Genomic DNA, 15,250 nt, shown 5'->3' with positions numbered 1-15,250 from the left:
ATGACCACACCGACGAACGGTGAACCGGCGCAGGAGGATCCGGCGCGGCAGGAACCGACCCAGCTGACCCACCGGCCCGAAGGCGAGCTGCCCGGCGGCTGGACGCTGCCGCCCGCTCCGGCCGACGACGAGACCATGCCGCTACCGATCCAGGCGCCGCACGCGCCTACCGAGATCGCGGTCAGGCCGGCCGCACCGGACCAGCCACCGGCCACCCAGCGCGCCGCGCACGCGGTGACCGAACCGCCCGGCACCCAGGCGACCCCGCCCCGATCCGGTTCCGGCGACGCCGCCTGGCCCTCCGGCGCGCAGACCGGGCCGAGCACGTCGAGGTCCGGGCGCAGTGTGCGCACCGCCAGGTCGCGCCCCACCCGCAGGCTCGGCGCCGGCCTGGTGCCGATCCCCACCGTCACCCCGGCCGACCCGCGCGAGGCGGTGCTGGCCGATCCGGTGGTCTCGGAGGGCAGGCGGTTCTGCTGGCGCTGCGGCGACCCGGTCGGCCGCTCGACCGCGACGCACGCCGGGACCTCGGCCGGGCAGTGCGCCACCTGCGGCGCCGCCTACGATTTCCGGCCGTCGCTGCACGAGGGCGACATGGTCGCCGGGCAGTACGAGATCCAGGGCTGTATCGCCCACGGTGGGCTCGGCTGGATCTACCTGGCCATCGACCGCAATGTCAGCGACCGGTGGGTGGTGCTCAAGGGCCTGCTGCACGCCGGTGACGCCGAGGCGCAGGCAGTCGCGGTGGCCGAGCGCCAGTTCCTGGCCGAGGTGGCGCATCCGAGCATCGTCAAGATCCACAACTTCGTCGAGCACACCGCAGGCGACGGATCGAGCACCGGCTACATCGTCATGGAGTACGTCGGCGGGCACTCGCTGCGCGACATCCTCGACGCCAAGCCCGTCGGCGAGCGGATGCCGCTGGCCGAGGCCATCGCCTACGTGCTGGAGATCCTGCCCGCGCTGGACCACCTGCACTCGATCGGCCTGACCTACAACGATCTCAAGCCCGACAACGTGATGATCACCGAGGACCAGGTGAAGCTGATCGACCTGGGCGCGGTCGCCACCATCGAGGCCTACGGAAACCTCTACGGCACCAAGGGCTTCCAGGCGCCCGAGATCGCCAGGACCGGTCCGACCCCGGCCTCCGACGTGCACACGGTCGGCCGGACCCTGGCCGCGCTCACCCTGGCGCTGCCCACCGAGCACGGCCGCTACCTCGACGGCATCCCCGACCCCGCCGACGAGCCGCTGCTGGCCCGCTACGAGTTCTTCCACCGGTTCCTGCTCACCGCCACCGACCCCGATCCGGCCCGGCGGTTTCCGTCGGCGCGGGCGATGTCGGCCCAGCTGGCGGGGGTGCTGCGGGAGATCCTGGCCTACGACACCGGCGCCGAGCATCCCCAGCTGTCCACCGTGTTCAGTCCCCAGCGCACCAGCTTCGGCACCGAGGAACTGATCAGCCAGACCGACTCCTACCTCGACGGCGTCGGCCGCTCACCGCTGCTCGACTCCGGTGATGTGGTGGCCGCGCTCCCGATTCCGCTGATCGACCCGGCCGATCCGTCGGCGCCGCTGCTGGCCGCGACCGCGAACCTGGACCCGGAGCGGGTGCTGGAGGCCCTGCACGAGGCCCGCGAACGCGCCGAGGCCGACCCGGACAACGCGCCGGAGACCCTGGCGGGCGAACTGGTCTTCGCCGAGGCGCGCGCCCGCCTCGAACTCGGCGAATCGGCCGCGGTGCTGCACCTGCTCGACCGTGTCTCCGGCGAATCCGATTGGCGCGCCGACTGGTTCACGGGTCAGGCGCACCTGCTCGAACTCGACTACGAGGCCGCCTTCGCCGCCTTCGAGGCGGTGCTGCGGGTGCTGCCCGGCGAGATCGCGCCCAAGCTGGCCCTGGCCGCCACCGCGGAACTGATTCTGCAGCACTGGGATTCCGACGCCCCCGAACAGTGGCGAGCCTTCGCCGAGCGCTACTACGACACCGTGTGGCGCACCGACCGCGCCGTCGTGAGCGCCGCTTTCGGCCTGGCCAGGCAGCTGGCGGTGGCGGGCCGGGTCGGCGAGGCGGTGCACGCCCTCGACGACGTCCCCGCGGCCTCGCGGCACTTCACCACCGCCCAGACCACTGCGATCCTGTTGCTGCTCACCAGCGCCCCCGTCGACCGACTCGACGAGCAGGTGCTGCGCCTGGCCGCCTCGCGCGCCCAGTCCATCCCGCCCGGCGAGCACCGATCCACCCTCATGCGCACCCTGGTGCAGGGCACGGCACTGGCCTGGCTACAGGCCGGGAACACCCCGAAGCGCAAGGACGCCAAGCTCTTCGGCCGCCCCTTCGACGAACGCGATCTGCGCGACGGCACCGAGACCGGCCTGCGCGCGCTGGCCCGCAACGCGCCCGATCGCGTGCACCGCTACGCCCTGGTCGACCTGGCCAACTCGCTGCGCGCGAAGTCCTGGTTCTAGGCGGAACCGCCGACCAGCGCGTATGCGGCCCTGGCGATCGCGAGTTCCTCGTTGGTCGGCACCACCAGCACGTGCACCGGCGCGAATTCCGGCGAGATGTGCCGGACGCCGGGGGTTCTGGTCTCGTTGCGGACCGGGTCGACCTCGATGCCGAGGTTCGCCAGGCCGGCGAGGGCGTCCGCGCGCACCGACGCGCTGTTCTCCCCCACGCCCGCGGTGAAGACGATGGCGTCGACGCCGCCGAGTTCCACCAGGTACGCGCCGAGGTAGCGGCGCAGGCGGTGGATGTAGACGTCGTAGGCCAGTTTCGCGGCGGCGTCGCCGTTGTCGATGAGCTGCTGTAGCTCGCGGAAGTCGTTCACCCCGGACAGGCCCTTGATGCCGGAGTTGCGGTTGAGCAGCTGCTCGACCGCAGGCAGATCCAGCCCGGCGACATTCATCAGGTGCGGCATGATCCCGGGGTCGAGATCACCCGGCCTGGTGCCCATCACCAGGCCCTCCAGCGGGGTCATACCCATGGTGGTGTCGATCGCGACGCCCCCGGCCACGGCCGAGGCCGACGCCCCGTTGCCGAGGTGGAAGACGATCTGGTTCAGCCCCCCGACCGGCCTGCCCAGATATTCGGCGGCCTTCGCCGACACATACTCGTGCGAGGTGCCGTGGAAGCCGTACTTGCGGACACCGTGCGTGGCAGCCAGTTTCGCGTCGATCGCGTAGGTCTTGGCCGCCTCCGGCAGCGTGTGGAAGAAGGCGGTGTCGAACACCGCGACCTCCGGGATGCCGGGCAGCAGTTCCCTGGTCGACTCGATGCCGACCACATTGGCCGGGTTGTGCAGCGGTGCAAGGACCGACAGCTCGTCGATGGTGCGCAGCACCTCGTCGGTGATCAGCGTCGGCTGCCAGAACACCTCGCCGCCGTGCACCACCCGGTGCCCGACCGCGCCGATGCCGATCGTGGTCAGGTCGATGCCGGTCTCCTGGAACATCTCGAACGCCCGGCGCAGACCGGCCCGGTGATCGGCGATGACGCCCTCGTGCACCAGCTTGCGGTCACCGCACTCGTGCACGATCCGCCCGCCGTGCGACTCACCGATCTTCTCGACCAGCCCGGAGGCCAGCACTTCGGCCGAGCCCGCGTGCAGCAGCTGGTATTTGATGGAGGAGGAGCCGCAGTTCAGCACCAAAACCATGTCGCTCAAGCGTCTTCTCCCTGGGCCTGGATGGCGGTGATCGCCACGGTGTTCACGATGTCGGCGACGAGCGCGCCGCGCGAGAGGTCGTTGACCGGCTTGCGCAGACCCTGCAGCACCGGGCCGATCGCGACCGCGCCCGCGCTGCGCTGCACGGCCTTGTAGGTGTTGTTGCCGGTATTGAGGTCGGGGAAGACGAAAACCGTTGCCCGCCCGGCCACCTCGGAATCAGGGAGCTTGGTGCTGGCCACCGTCGGCTCGATCGCCGCGTCGTACTGGATCGGACCCTCCACCGGCAGTTCCGGTGCGCGTTCCCGCACGAGCTCGGTGGCGACCCGGACCTTGTCGACATCGGCGCCGGACCCCGAGGACCCGGTCGAGTACGACAGCATCGCCACCCGCGGGTCGATCCCGAACCGGGCCGCGGTGCCCGCCGAGGAGATCGCGATATCGGAGAGCTGTTCCGAGGTCGGATCGGGGACCACGGCGCAGTCACCGTAGGCGAGAACGCGATCGGCCAGGCACATCAGGAACACACTCGACACGGTGGCCACGCCGGGCACCGTCTTGATGATCTCGAAGGACGGCCGGATGGTGTGCGCGGTGGTGTGCGCGGCGCCGGAGACCATGCCGTCGGCGATCCCCTTGTAGACCATCATGGTGCCGAAATACGAGATGTCGGCCATGGTTTCGCGGGCGCGCTCGAGCGTCATGCCCTTGTGCTTGCGCAATTCGGTGTATTCGGCGGCGAATTCGTCGAGGTAGCCGGAGGTGCGCGGGTCGAGCACCTGCGCGGCGGCGATGTCGACGCCGAGTTCGGCGGCGCGGGCGCGCACCGCGGTCTCGTCGCCGAGGATGGTGAGGTCGGCGATCTTGCGCTGCAAGACCCGGCCCGCGGCGCGCAGGATGCGGTCGTCGTCACCCTCGGGCAGCACGATCCGCTTGCGATCGGCCCTGGCCCGCTCGATCAGCCGGTATTCGAACATCTGCGGGGTGACCACGTTCGACGGCGGTACCTGGATGCGCCGCAACAGTTCCGGCGCGTCGACGCGCTCTTCCATCAGCGCCAGCGCCGTGTCCACCTTGAGCGGGCTGCCCGCCCACATCCGGCCGCGGGTGCGGTGCACCGCGCTGGCGGTGTCGTAGGTGCCGAGTTCGGTGGTGAGGATCGGCAGTTTGGGGTGCAGGCCCTCCATCAGGCGCGCGATGGCCGGATGCGGGCGGATGCCGCCGTTCATGATGACCCCGGCCAGCGACGGAAAGCCCGCCGCCTCATGGGCGTTCACCACGCTGAGCAGAACATCGGAGCGGTCGCCCGGGGCGATCACGACCACTCCGTCGGATAGTCGTTCCAGGATGTGCTCGGCGGTCATGCCGCCGACCATGATCCGCAGCGCCTCGCGCTGGAGCAGTTCCGGGTCGCCGCTGTAGATCTCGCCGTCGATGGCGCCGCACAGCTCGCCCATGGTCGGCGCCATCAGCAGCGGCACCTCCGGCAGCGTCCACGACGGCACCTCGAAACCGGCCAGGGCGCTGCCGATCTCGTCGATCTCGTCCGGCGCGCAGCGGTTGGCGACGACGGCGACCAGCTGGGCGTGCTCGGCGGCCAGCTCGGTCGAACACAATTCCACCAGCTGCTTGACCTCGGCGGGCGTGCGGTCGGCGCCACGCACCACCAGCAACACCGGCGCGCCCAGGTTCACCGCGATGCGGGCGTTGTAGCGCAGCTCGCTCGGGCTGGCGACATCGGTGTAGTCGCTGCCGACGATCACCACCGCGTCGCAGGCCTTGGCGACGTCGTGGAACCGCATCACGATCTCGCTGATCGCGGCGTCGGGGTCGCGGTGCACATCCTCGTAGGTGACGCCGATGGCCTGCTCGTAGCCGATATCGGCGGTGCTGTGCTCGAGCAGCAGCTCGAGGATGTAGTCGGGCTCGGCGGTCGAGCGGGTGATCGGGCGGAACACCCCGACGCGCGCGGCGGTCGCGCACACCATCTGGAGCACGCCGAGCGCCACGGTGGATTTTCCGGTGTCACCCTCGGGTGAAGCGATGTACACGGTGGACGTGGCATGTTCGACCATGGTCGCGAGCTTAGTTAATCGATGGCGATTCGGGGGTTCGGTGTGGCGCGATCGGCCGCGTTATAGTCCGGCCCATGACATCGCAGTTCCCGGATCGGCAGTGGGGTTCGCGCACCAATCTCCTGTCCCGCGCCGCCAATCGTTTCGCCGCGACGAAGCCGGGTTCCTGGCTGATCCGCACCGTGACCCCGCTGGATCGGGCCCTGCTCGAGCGGACCGACGCCAAGTACACCGTGCTCGGCCCGATCGGCGCCCCGGTGATCCTGCTGACCACCACCGGCCGCAAGTCCGGCGCGCAGCGCACCCAGCCGCTGCTCTACGTGCACGACGGCGACACCCTCTATGTGGTGGGCTCCAACTTCGGCCAGGAGCATCACCCGGCCTGGACGGGGAACCTGCTGGCGAACCCGGCGGCCACCGTGGCCATCGCGGGCGAGCGCATCCCCGTCGTCGCCACCCCGGTCCCCGACGCGGAGAAGGAAGCCCTCTTCGCCCGCTTCATCGAGATCACCGGCGCCTACGCCGCCTACCGCGACCGAACCACCCGCAACCTGCGCATGTTCGCCCTGCGCCGGGCATAGCCCGAGCCGCCGCGGCGTTCTTGCGTTGACGTCGGCGGCAAGGTCTACCTTGACGGCCACGGTCATCGAGGAGGTCGCATGCTGATCGGCGAACTGGCGGAACGCACCGGTTCCAGCGCTCGGGCGCTGCGCTACTACGAGCAGCACGGGCTGGTCGAACCGCGCCGCGACAGCAACGGCTACCGGGTCTACGACGAGGTCGAACTGCGCGTCGTCCACAAGATCCACGCGCTGCGCACCGTCGGCTTCGAACTGGCCGACATGCACCCGTTCGTCGCCTGCCTGCGGGCGGGCGACGGCTCGGGCGACGGCTGCCCCGATTCCGTCGAGGAGTTGCGCCGCAAACTCGACGAGGTCGACGCGGCCACCCGGCGCCTAGCGGCCATCCGTGGGCAGCTGGCCGCCCAGCTCGCCGACGCTCTCGCCGCCGAGCCGGGCGAGCCCGCCTGCGCACTCGGATGGTCGTGCGTCCAGTGAAGTTCGCGATCAGCTACAACACCCCGCTCTACGGCACCGACCCCGATCGGCTCGTCGCCTTCGCCCAGCACGCCGAACGGTGCGGGTTCGAAGGGCTCTACCTGCCCGACCACATCGCGCTGCATCCCGGCGCGACGGTCGGCGCGATCGAACTGGATCCGACGCTGGCGTTCGTCGACCCGCTCGACACGCTGAGTTTCGTCGCCGCGTCGACGAGCCGACTGCTCCTCGGCACCGGCGTGCTGCTGCTGCCGTACCGGCATCCGGTGGTGCTGGCCAAACGGCTGGCCACCATCGACCAGCTCTCGCGCGGCCGGATGCGCCTGCTCACCGTCGGGCTCGGCGCGCTGCCCGCCGAGGCGGCGGCCGTCGGGGTCGACTATCGCAGTCGCGGCAGGCGGGCCGACGAGGCCATTCAGGCATTGCGGGCGCTGTGGTCCGGCGGCGGCGACGGCGTCGAATTCCACGGCGAGTTCTTCGATTTCGCCGAGCTGACCAGCTATCCCAAGCCCTACGGCACCCCACAGCTGCCGATCCACGTCGGCGGTTCCAGCCGGGCCGCCGCGCGCCGGGCGGGCCTGCACGGCGACGGCTGGTTCCCCAGCGGCATGCTCGCCCCGCTGGAGCGGGATAGGCAATGGAAGCTGGTGCGCGACACCGCGATCGAGGCCGGGCGCGACCCTGCGGCGTTCGACTACACCCGCTGGGGCTCGATCGACATGCCACCCGAACGCGTGGAAGGCCTTGCCTCCCAGGGTGTCACGCGGATCGTCGTCGGTGCGACGGCGAGCGAACCCGCCCGGCAGTTCGACGAGATGTCGGAACTGGCCGAGCGGTTCGCGCTCGCGGTCAGCCCAGGGCGCGCAGGCGCGGGGCCAGGTCGCGCTTGAAGAGGTCGAGGAAGCGCAGCTGGTCGTGGCCGGGGGCGTGGAAGACCAGGTGGTTGAGGCCCGCGTCCAGGTAGGGCTTGATCTGGGCGACGGCCTCGTCGGGATCGCTGGCCACGATCCAGCGCTTGGCGACCTGCTCGATCGGCAGCGCGTCGGCGGCGGCCTCCATCTCGATCGGGTCGGTGATGTCGTGCTTCTGCTCGGCGCTCAGCGACAGCGGGGCCCAGAAGCGCGTGTTCTGCAGCGCCAGTTCGGGATCGGTGTCGTAGGAGATCTTGATCTCGATCATCTTGTCGATACCGGCGAGGTCGCGCTCGGCCTTGGCCGCGCCCTCGGCGACGGCGGGCAACAGCTTCTCGGTGTAGAGGTCCATGCCCTTGCCCGAGGTGCAGATGAAACCGTCGCCCGCGCGACCGGCGTAGCGGGCCACGACCGGGCCGCCCGCGGCGATGTAGACGGGGATGCCGCCCTTGGGCACGTCGTAGATGGAGGCGCCGACGGTGTGGTAGTACTCGCCGTCGAAATCGGTACGCTCGCCGGTCCACAGCGCGCGCATCAGCGACACCGATTCACGCAGGCGGGCGAACCGCTCCTTGAAATCGGGCCATTCGCCCTTGTAGCCGGTGGCGATCTCGTTGAGCGCCTCACCGGTGCCGACACCGAGCATGACCCGGCCCGGGTACAGGCAGCCGAAGGTGGCGAAGGCCTGGGCGATCACCGCCGGGTTGTAGCGGAAGGTGGGGGTGAGCACGGAGGTGCCGAGCATGATGCGCTCGGTGCGCTCACCGGTAGCGGCCAGCCAGGCCAGCGAGAACGGCGCGTGCCCGCCGTTGTGCCGCCACGGCTGGAAGTGATCACTGACGGTCGCGCTGTCGAGACCGTGTTCCTCGGCGGCCACCGCCAGCTCGACGAGCTCACGCGGCCCGAACTGCTCTGCCGATGCCTTGTATCCGAGCTTGAGATCAACCATCTCAGCCACTCCTGTCGTTCGCTTCGTCGCGGCCCCTGCCGCATCGACACTAACCAACACCGCCGCCGACTTCTCCGGTAGCGGTGGCTCGCACCGCCGCCGGTTTTAGCGGATGATTAGCTGGTGACCGCCAAGGATGAGCAGATCTTGTCGTACCTGACCGACATGGACGGCGTGCTGGTGCACGAGGATCAACTGATCCCGGGCGCCGACGAATTCCTCGCCGAGCTGCGCGACAACGAGATCCCGTTCCTCGTCCTCACCAACAACTCGATCCGCACCCCGCGCGATCTGCAGGCCCGGCTGCGCCAGACCGGCCTGGACATCCCCGAGGAGTCCATCTGGACCTCGGCGCTGGCCACCGCCACCTTCCTCGACGACCAGCGCCCCAACGGCACCGCGTACGTGGTCGGCGAGTCCGGCCTGACCACCGCGCTGCACGAGATCGGCTACGTCCTCACCGATGTCGACCCCGACTATGTAGTCCTCGGCGAGACCCGCACCTATTCGTTCGAGGCGATCACCACCGCGATCCGCCTGATCGACCGCGGCGCCCGCTTCATCGCCACCAACCCCGACGCGACCGGCCCGTCCCGCGACGGCGTGCTGCCCGCCACCGGCTCGGTCGCCGCGCTGATCACCCACGCCACCGGCAAGGACCCCTACTACGTCGGCAAGCCGAACCCGCTGATGATGCGCTCGGCCCTGCGCCGCATCGGCGCCCACTCGCAGACCACGGTGATGATCGGCGACCGCATGGACACCGACGTCATCTCCGGCCTGGAAGCCGGCCTGCGCACGATCCTGGTCACCTCCGGCATCTCCACCAAGACCTCGGTCGAGAAGTACCCCTTCCGGCCCACCCTGGTCGTCGACTCGGTCGCCGACCTGATCGGCCGCACCCGCACCCCCTTCCCCGCTTGACCCCGACCACGCGGATCCGAAACCTCCCAAAGGACCCCACGGAACGGTAACGTCTTTTTGCTATGGGCGGGGTTCACGTTGATGAGATCAGGTCCGAGGACGACGTCGACCAGATCATCGATCTCTGGAAACACCACAATCGAACCTTGGGATTGATGCCTGCCGGTGCATTCAAGGACGCAGCCTTCCGCGGTTGGCTGATCGGGGCGTGGATTGGGGGCAAAGCGGTGGGGTACGCACTCTTCCGACTGCCTCGAAACAACAAGATCATCCTGGCCCATCTCTGCGTCGCCGATGAAGCGCGGGGATCCGGTGTCGCGCGTGCGCTGATCACCGCAATTCGAGATCGGCACTCGTCTCGCCTCGGAATCCGCGCCAAGTGCCGAAACGACTACAACCTCGACAAGATGTGGAGCCGGTTGGGGTTCCACCCACACGGAACAGCAGTTGGTCGTGGTAGGGATCGAAGCCCGATGACGGTGTGGTGGCTCGACTACGGCCACCCCGACCTATTCAGCTCAGTCGGCAATGGCGAGCCGTCCAACGGAGAGTCAAACGCCGTCGAAGCCGCGCTTGATCTCAACATCTTGATGGACCTCCACATCAGGAAAACGAGCGAGCGCTCACAGGTACTGGCCGCCGACCATCTCGATGGCCTGCGCCTTGTCGTCACCGACGGCGTCCACCGGGAACTTGCGCGACAACCAGTTGATCGTCGAGCTCGGTTGGAGTCGGCTGCGAACCAGTATCCGCATCGCGCTGGAGAACCAGGACGTGCCGCCGAGCTATACGGGAAGCTCGCCGAGGCGGCAACTGAGTGCACAATGTCGATGCAGGACGAGGGCGACCTGTGGCAGATCGCCGAAGCCGTCGCCGCAGGTGTTGAAATCCTATTGACCTGGGACGATGGCCTTCGGTCGAGGTTCAACCGGCTGAGGGCCCGCATCCCCGAACTCACCTCGCTGCAGGTGGTCGACCCCGATCATCTGGTCACGTATTTAGACGAGCTCGCCCATTTGTCGGCATATCAACCAGCACGACTCCAAGGGAGCGACTACGACCGAGTACGGGCTGGCGCATCCGACGAAGCTTGCTTGATGAATTTCCTCGGAAAACAGACCGGCGAGGCACGAGGCGAGCTCCGAGATGCGCTACGCCGGCTCGCACGGCAACATGTTCCATGCTGGCTAATCCGGACCGGCGACGCCGACCCGATCGCTTGTTATGCCGCGCATCTCGATGGCAACGTGCTCCGCGTGCCACTATTCCGCACTGCGGGCGGCCCCATGTCGGAAACGATCGCCCATCAGCTGCTCTGGCTGCTCCGCCGAGATGCTAAAGCACAAGGCGCTCAAGTTATCGACGTGACCGACGAGCATGTCGACGGCCCGCTGGTCCGCGCAATGGCCTCGGAACCGTTCCACCAGGTCGGCGAACACCGGTACGCATGGGTTGTGGCGGTCTGCGGAACGAGCCACGAAGTGACACAAGCAACGAATGCTGCACGTCGTTCAGTGGGAGTACCGCCTGGCCCGCTGCACCGACCTGAACTGCCGCCGCACGCAGCAGCTGAACTAGAGCGAACACTGTGGCCGGCGAAGCTGTCCGACAGCAGCTTGCCGCACTACATCATCCCCATCCAGCCGAAGTGGAGCGGAGAACTTCTCGGATACCCAGACCAATTGACAACCCGACCCGTTGAACTCTCACTGGGACGCGAACAGGTCTACTACCGATCCGCGAGACCTCGACTGAAGGCACCGGCCCGGATCCTGTGGCGGGTCAGCAAAACCAAGCACAACCCATCAGGGATTATCGGAACTTCAACGCTGGATGCTGTTTTTGTCGATACGCCGGAGCGCCTACATGCCATATTCAGCAAGTACGGCGTGTTCGACTGGAGACTTCTCGAGACCCTGGCAGCGGCCGGACCGATGATCCAAGCACTACAGTTCTCGGATACCGAGCTGTTCGACAGGCCGATCTCGGAATACGCCTACAACCTGATCAGGGAAGAACACGGTGGGCCAGGGACCTTCTACTCGCCTCGCCTCATCGGAAACCAGCTGTTCACAGCCCTGTATCGAGTCGCCACGGGATGAGGGTTGGCGATCTTTCGCCATCGAACAGGTGTTCGTCAGCAATCGCGACTAGGGTCAGGCCATGATCGCGACATCGAGGTCAACGAGCGAACTCCGATCGAATCCGCGTCCGGTATTGCTGTCGCTTCGGCCGCGATTCGCCGACGCGATCCTGGATGGCTCCAAAACTGTCGAGCTTCGACGAACCCGTGTCGCCGCCCCACCCGGAACCCTGCTCATTCTCTATTCGAGCGCGCCGGTGATGGCAGTCGTGGGGGTTGCGACACTTGCAGACCGCGAAACCGCCAGCCCACCGACAATCTGGCAGAGACATCGCAGCCACCTCGGGCTCACCCAAGCAGAATTCGCCGACTATCTCACCGGCGCACACCATGCCACAGCCCTGTCTGTCAGCAGCCCGCGAACACTCCCAGACCCTCTCACCTTGACTCAGCTGCGAACCCATGCCACATTCCAGCCACCGCAGAGCTACAGATACCTCGCACAGACAGATCCCGCCCCACTCACCCGGCTAGCGACATCGCTGATCGAATCGGATGGTGGTTCCGCGCGGCCTGCCCTGCGATGATGTCGAGCATGAGCGCGCCGGACGAACACGCACAGCTGCGAATTTCGACTGCCGAGTTCTTCGACGGCGCCGCGGACGATCTGGGCGATATCGAGATCGTGGGCGGGCGAGTTGTGCGCCTGATGGCCCAGAGTCCGCTACACAGTCGTGTCGTCCGTCGCCCGGCTGGAGCACTCGAGTCAGGCCGGCGCGATGGCGGTCCATGCATGGTGGTTGATTCCGACGTCGCAGCCCGCTTTCCGGACACCGATGCCGCCGCCGCAGATAGGCGTCTGAACATCCGGTATCCGGACGTGTGGGTCCGGGACTGCGATCCGTACGACGTCAACACAGTCACCGACCACATTCTGCTGGTGATAGAAGTGACATCCGAGTCAACCATCGACGCCGACATCACCGACAAGCGGATCCAGTACGCAGCCGCAGGCATTCCGAGGTACCTCATCGTCCGACTCGATCAGAAGGAAGAACGCATCGAGGAGATCGAGGAGTACCGACTCGACTGGTCGGGCCGACGATACCGCGTGCACACCGTGCATCGCCGCGTACTTCTGCTCGATGATCCCATCGAAGTAACCGTTCCGTTCGCATCACTGGAACAGGCATAGCCACCCCTGAATGTGAGCTGCCTCACAGCGGAATAGGTTCCCGCTCTCGCTGGTTATAGTTGCCATGGCAACCAAAGCGAGTCGAGGAGGGCCCGTGCAGTTCGGAATCTTCACCGTGGGCGATGTGACCACCGACCCCACGAACGGCCGCACCCCCACCGAGGCCGAGCGGATCAAGGCGATGGTCGCGATCGCGCAGAAGGCCGAGGAGGTGGGGCTCGACGTGTTCGCGATGGGCGAGCACCACAACCCGCCCTTCGTGCCGTCCTCGCCGACCACCATGCTCGGCTACATCGCGGGCCGCACCGACAAGATCATGCTGTCCACCTCCACCACGCTGATCACCACGAACGACCCGGTCAAGATCGCCGAGGACTTCGCGATGCTGCAGCACCTGGCCGACGGCCGGGTCGACCTGATGCTCGGCCGCGGCAACACCGGCCCGGTCTACCCCTGGTTCGGCAAGGACATCCGCGACGGCATCCCGCTGGCCATCGAGAACTACCACCTGCTGCACCGGCTGTGGCGCGAGGACGTCGTCGACTGGGAGGGCAAGTTCCGCACCCCGCTGCAGTCGTTCACCTCCACCCCGCGCCCGCTCGACGACGTCCCGCCGTTCGTCTGGCACGGCTCCATCCGCAGCCCGGAGATCGCCGAGCAGGCCGCCTACTACGGTGACGGCTTCTTCGCCAACCACATCTTCTGGCCCACCGACCACTTCCAGCGGCTGATCGAGCTGTACCGGCGCCGCTACGAGCACTACGGCCACGGCAGCGCCGACCAGGCCATCGTCGGCCTCGGCGGGCAGGTGTTCCTGCGCAAGAACTCCCAGGACGCGATCCGGGAATTCCGCCCGTACTTCGACAACGCGCCCGTCTACGGACACGGCCCGTCGCTGGAGGAGTTCACCGAGCAGACCCCGCTCACCGTCGGCAGCCCGGAGCAGGTCATCGAGAAGACGCTCACCTTCCGCGAGCACTTCGGCGACTACCAGCGCCAGCTGTTCCTGGTCGACCACGCCGGCCTGCCGCTGAAGACGGTGCTCGAGCAGCTCGACCTGCTCGGCGAGGAAGTGATTCCGGTGCTGCGCAAGGAATTCGCCGCCGGACGTCCCGCACATATCCCCGACGCGCCGACCCACGAATCACTGCTCGCCGCCAAGACGTCCACGGAGGTGACCGCATGACGACCCGTATCGCGGTGGTGTCGGCCGGGCTCTCGCAGCCCTCCTCGACCCGGCTGCTGGCCGACCGGCTGGCCACCGCCACCGCACGCGAGCTGCGCGCCGCCGGGGCCGAGGTCGAACTCGACTTCGTCGACCTGCGCGATCACGCCCGCGACCTGGCCGACAACCTGATCACCGGCTTCCCGGCCCCGGCGCTGCGGTCGGCGATCGATCAGGTCGTCACCGCCGACGGCCTGATCGCGGTGACCCCGATCTTCAGTGCCTCCTACAGCGGTCTGTTCAAGACCTTCTTCGATGTGCTGGAACCGGATTCGCTCGCGGGCAAGCCGGTGCTGGCCGGGGCCACCGGCGGCACCGAACGGCACTCGCTCGCTCTCGAGCACGCGGTGCGTCCGCTGTTCGCCTACCTGCGCTCGATCGTCGTACCCACCGCCGTGTACGCCGCGTCGACGGACTGGGGCGCCAACGGCGCCGACCAGTCGCTCAACAACAGGATCGACCGCGCCGCGGCCGAATTCGCCACCCAGATCCTCGGCAGGCCCGCCACCGGACCCGCCGACCCGTACGACGAGCCGACCCCGTTCGCGGATCTGCTCGCCGCCAACCTTCCACGCTAGAACCCAACCCCCACAAGGAGTTCCCATGACCACCGCTATCGCCAACGGCCTCACCGCGGGCACCTGGGCCATCGACCCCACCCACTCGACCGTCGGCTTCTCGGTCCGCCACCTGATGGTGAGCAAGGTCCGCGGCCGCTTCACCGACTTCGACGGCGCCCTCGTCATCGGCGCGGACGGCTCCGCCTCGGCCACCGCCGAGATCCGCGTCGACTCCCTCACCACCGACAACGCCCAGCGCGACGGCCACCTGCGCACCGCCGACTTCTTCCACGCCGAGCAGTTCCCGGTGATGACCTTCAAGTCCACCGGATTCCGCGGCGAGGGCAGCGATTTCGTCGTCGACGGCGAGTTCACCGTCCGCGGCAACACCAAGCCGGTCTCCCTCGAGGTCGAGTTCCTCGGCGTCAACGAGGGCATGGGCAACGGCCCGGTCGCCGGCTTCGAAGCCAAGACCGTCGTCTCCCGCCGCGACTTCGGCCTCGACATCGACATGCCGCTCCCCGACGGCGGCGCCGTCATCGGCGACAAGATCACCCTCACCCTCGAGATCGAGGTCGGCCTCCAGAGCTGACCCCGAC

At 68.0% G+C, this 15,250-nt stretch carries 13 protein-coding genes; 10 read left to right on the top strand and 3 right to left on the bottom strand.

What is annotated here, in order from left to right; genetic code table 11:
- Positions 1 to 2,472 carry a tetratricopeptide repeat protein gene (locus AB0H54_RS02635; protein WP_357342279.1) on the top strand — a complete coding sequence of 824 codons (2,472 nt, stop codon included), beginning with the start codon at positions 1 to 3 and terminating at the stop codon, positions 2,470 to 2,472.
- Here AB0H54_RS02635 and AB0H54_RS02630 read toward each other — a convergent pair.
- Complete coding sequence (locus AB0H54_RS02630; RefSeq protein ID WP_357344172.1) at positions 2,469 to 3,662, bottom strand: acetate kinase; 1,194 nt, start codon at positions 3,660 to 3,662, stop codon at positions 2,469 to 2,471. The two genes, AB0H54_RS02635 and AB0H54_RS02630, sit on opposite strands and share 4 nt — an antisense overlap.
- A 5-nt stretch (positions 3,663 to 3,667) precedes the next feature.
- Positions 3,668 to 5,746 (bottom strand): phosphate acetyltransferase, encoded by a 2,079-nt coding sequence (gene pta, locus AB0H54_RS02625; RefSeq protein ID WP_357342278.1) that lies wholly within the window; start codon positions 5,744 to 5,746, stop codon positions 3,668 to 3,670.
- 74 nt (positions 5,747 to 5,820) lie between these two features.
- Here pta and AB0H54_RS02620 point away from each other — a divergent pair, with 74 nt between their 5' ends.
- The 3 genes from AB0H54_RS02620 to AB0H54_RS02610 all read left to right on the top strand — a co-directional run bounded on the left by AB0H54_RS02620 (position 5,821) and on the right by AB0H54_RS02610 (position 7,694).
- Positions 5,821 to 6,327: a nitroreductase/quinone reductase family protein gene (locus AB0H54_RS02620; RefSeq protein WP_357342276.1), complete on the top strand. Its 507-nt coding sequence runs from the start codon at positions 5,821 to 5,823 to the stop codon at positions 6,325 to 6,327.
- 78 nt (positions 6,328 to 6,405) lie between these two features.
- A complete protein-coding gene (locus AB0H54_RS02615) occupies positions 6,406 to 6,804 on the top strand; it encodes a MerR family transcriptional regulator (protein ID WP_357342274.1) in 399 nt (132 codons plus the stop codon).
- A complete protein-coding gene (locus AB0H54_RS02610) occupies positions 6,792 to 7,694 on the top strand; it encodes a TIGR03619 family F420-dependent LLM class oxidoreductase (RefSeq protein ID WP_357342273.1) in 903 nt (300 codons plus the stop codon). The genes AB0H54_RS02615 and AB0H54_RS02610 overlap by 13 nt, the downstream gene beginning before the upstream one ends.
- Here the strand turns inward: AB0H54_RS02610 and fgd are convergent.
- On the bottom strand, positions 7,654 to 8,664 hold the full coding sequence (fgd, locus tag AB0H54_RS02605) for a glucose-6-phosphate dehydrogenase (coenzyme-F420) (RefSeq protein ID WP_355274550.1): 1,011 nt from the start codon (positions 8,662 to 8,664) through the stop codon (positions 7,654 to 7,656). The genes AB0H54_RS02610 and fgd overlap by 41 nt on opposite strands.
- A gap of 123 nt (positions 8,665 to 8,787) precedes the next feature.
- On the opposite strand from fgd, the gene AB0H54_RS02600 reads away from it, so the two are divergent.
- From AB0H54_RS02600 to AB0H54_RS02575, 6 genes are all read left to right on the top strand, one after another.
- Positions 8,788 to 9,588, top strand: a complete 801-nt coding sequence (locus tag AB0H54_RS02600) for an HAD-IIA family hydrolase (protein WP_357342271.1) — start codon at positions 8,788 to 8,790, stop codon at positions 9,586 to 9,588.
- Positions 9,589 to 9,650: 62 nt separating this feature from the next.
- On the top strand, positions 9,651 to 11,690 hold the full coding sequence (locus AB0H54_RS02595) for a GNAT family N-acetyltransferase (RefSeq protein WP_357342269.1): 2,040 nt from the start codon (positions 9,651 to 9,653) through the stop codon (positions 11,688 to 11,690).
- A 576-nt stretch (positions 11,691 to 12,266) separates the two neighbouring features.
- Positions 12,267 to 12,866, top strand: coding sequence for a Uma2 family endonuclease (locus AB0H54_RS02590; protein WP_357342268.1), 600 nt, complete (start codon positions 12,267 to 12,269; stop codon positions 12,864 to 12,866).
- 94 nt (positions 12,867 to 12,960) lie between these two features.
- Entirely contained in the window at positions 12,961 to 14,052 is a 1,092-nt protein-coding gene (locus AB0H54_RS02585; protein ID WP_357342266.1) for an LLM class flavin-dependent oxidoreductase, read from the top strand.
- Positions 14,049 to 14,669, top strand: a complete 621-nt coding sequence (locus AB0H54_RS02580; RefSeq protein WP_357342265.1) for an FMN reductase — start codon at positions 14,049 to 14,051, stop codon at positions 14,667 to 14,669. Before AB0H54_RS02585 ends, AB0H54_RS02580 begins: the two co-directional genes overlap by 4 nt.
- A 25-nt stretch (positions 14,670 to 14,694) precedes the next feature.
- Positions 14,695 to 15,243, top strand: coding sequence for a YceI family protein (locus tag AB0H54_RS02575; protein ID WP_357342264.1), 549 nt, complete (start codon positions 14,695 to 14,697; stop codon positions 15,241 to 15,243).
- Positions 15,244 to 15,250: the final 7 nt, after the last annotated feature.

This window comes from Nocardia sp. NPDC050718 (assembly GCF_040654235.1).
GTDB lineage: Bacteria > Actinomycetota > Actinomycetes > Mycobacteriales > Mycobacteriaceae > Nocardia.
This window is presented reverse-complemented; position numbering and strand designations above follow the sequence as displayed.

What these genes read in the sequence shown, in the direction of transcription:
- AB0H54_RS02635 (WP_357342279.1), top strand. Translation starts at nt 1, where the DNA reads ATGACCACACCGACGAACGGTGAACCGGCGCAGGAGGATCCGGCGCGG.
- AB0H54_RS02630 (WP_357344172.1), bottom strand. Translation starts at nt 3,662, where the DNA reads ATGGTTTTGGTGCTGAACTGCGGCTCCTCCTCCATCAAATACCAGCTG.
- pta (WP_357342278.1), bottom strand. Translation starts at nt 5,746, where the DNA reads ATGGTCGAACATGCCACGTCCACCGTGTACATCGCTTCACCCGAGGGT.
- AB0H54_RS02620 (WP_357342276.1), top strand. Translation starts at nt 5,821, where the DNA reads ATGACATCGCAGTTCCCGGATCGGCAGTGGGGTTCGCGCACCAATCTC.
- AB0H54_RS02615 (WP_357342274.1), top strand. Translation starts at nt 6,406, where the DNA reads ATGCTGATCGGCGAACTGGCGGAACGCACCGGTTCCAGCGCTCGGGCG.
- fgd (WP_355274550.1), bottom strand. Translation starts at nt 8,664, where the DNA reads ATGGTTGATCTCAAGCTCGGATACAAGGCATCGGCAGAGCAGTTCGGG.
- AB0H54_RS02595 (WP_357342269.1), top strand. Translation starts at nt 9,651, where the DNA reads ATGGGCGGGGTTCACGTTGATGAGATCAGGTCCGAGGACGACGTCGAC.
- AB0H54_RS02590 (WP_357342268.1), top strand. Translation starts at nt 12,267, where the DNA reads ATGAGCGCGCCGGACGAACACGCACAGCTGCGAATTTCGACTGCCGAG.
- AB0H54_RS02580 (WP_357342265.1), top strand. Translation starts at nt 14,049, where the DNA reads ATGACGACCCGTATCGCGGTGGTGTCGGCCGGGCTCTCGCAGCCCTCC.
- AB0H54_RS02575 (WP_357342264.1), top strand. Translation starts at nt 14,695, where the DNA reads ATGACCACCGCTATCGCCAACGGCCTCACCGCGGGCACCTGGGCCATC.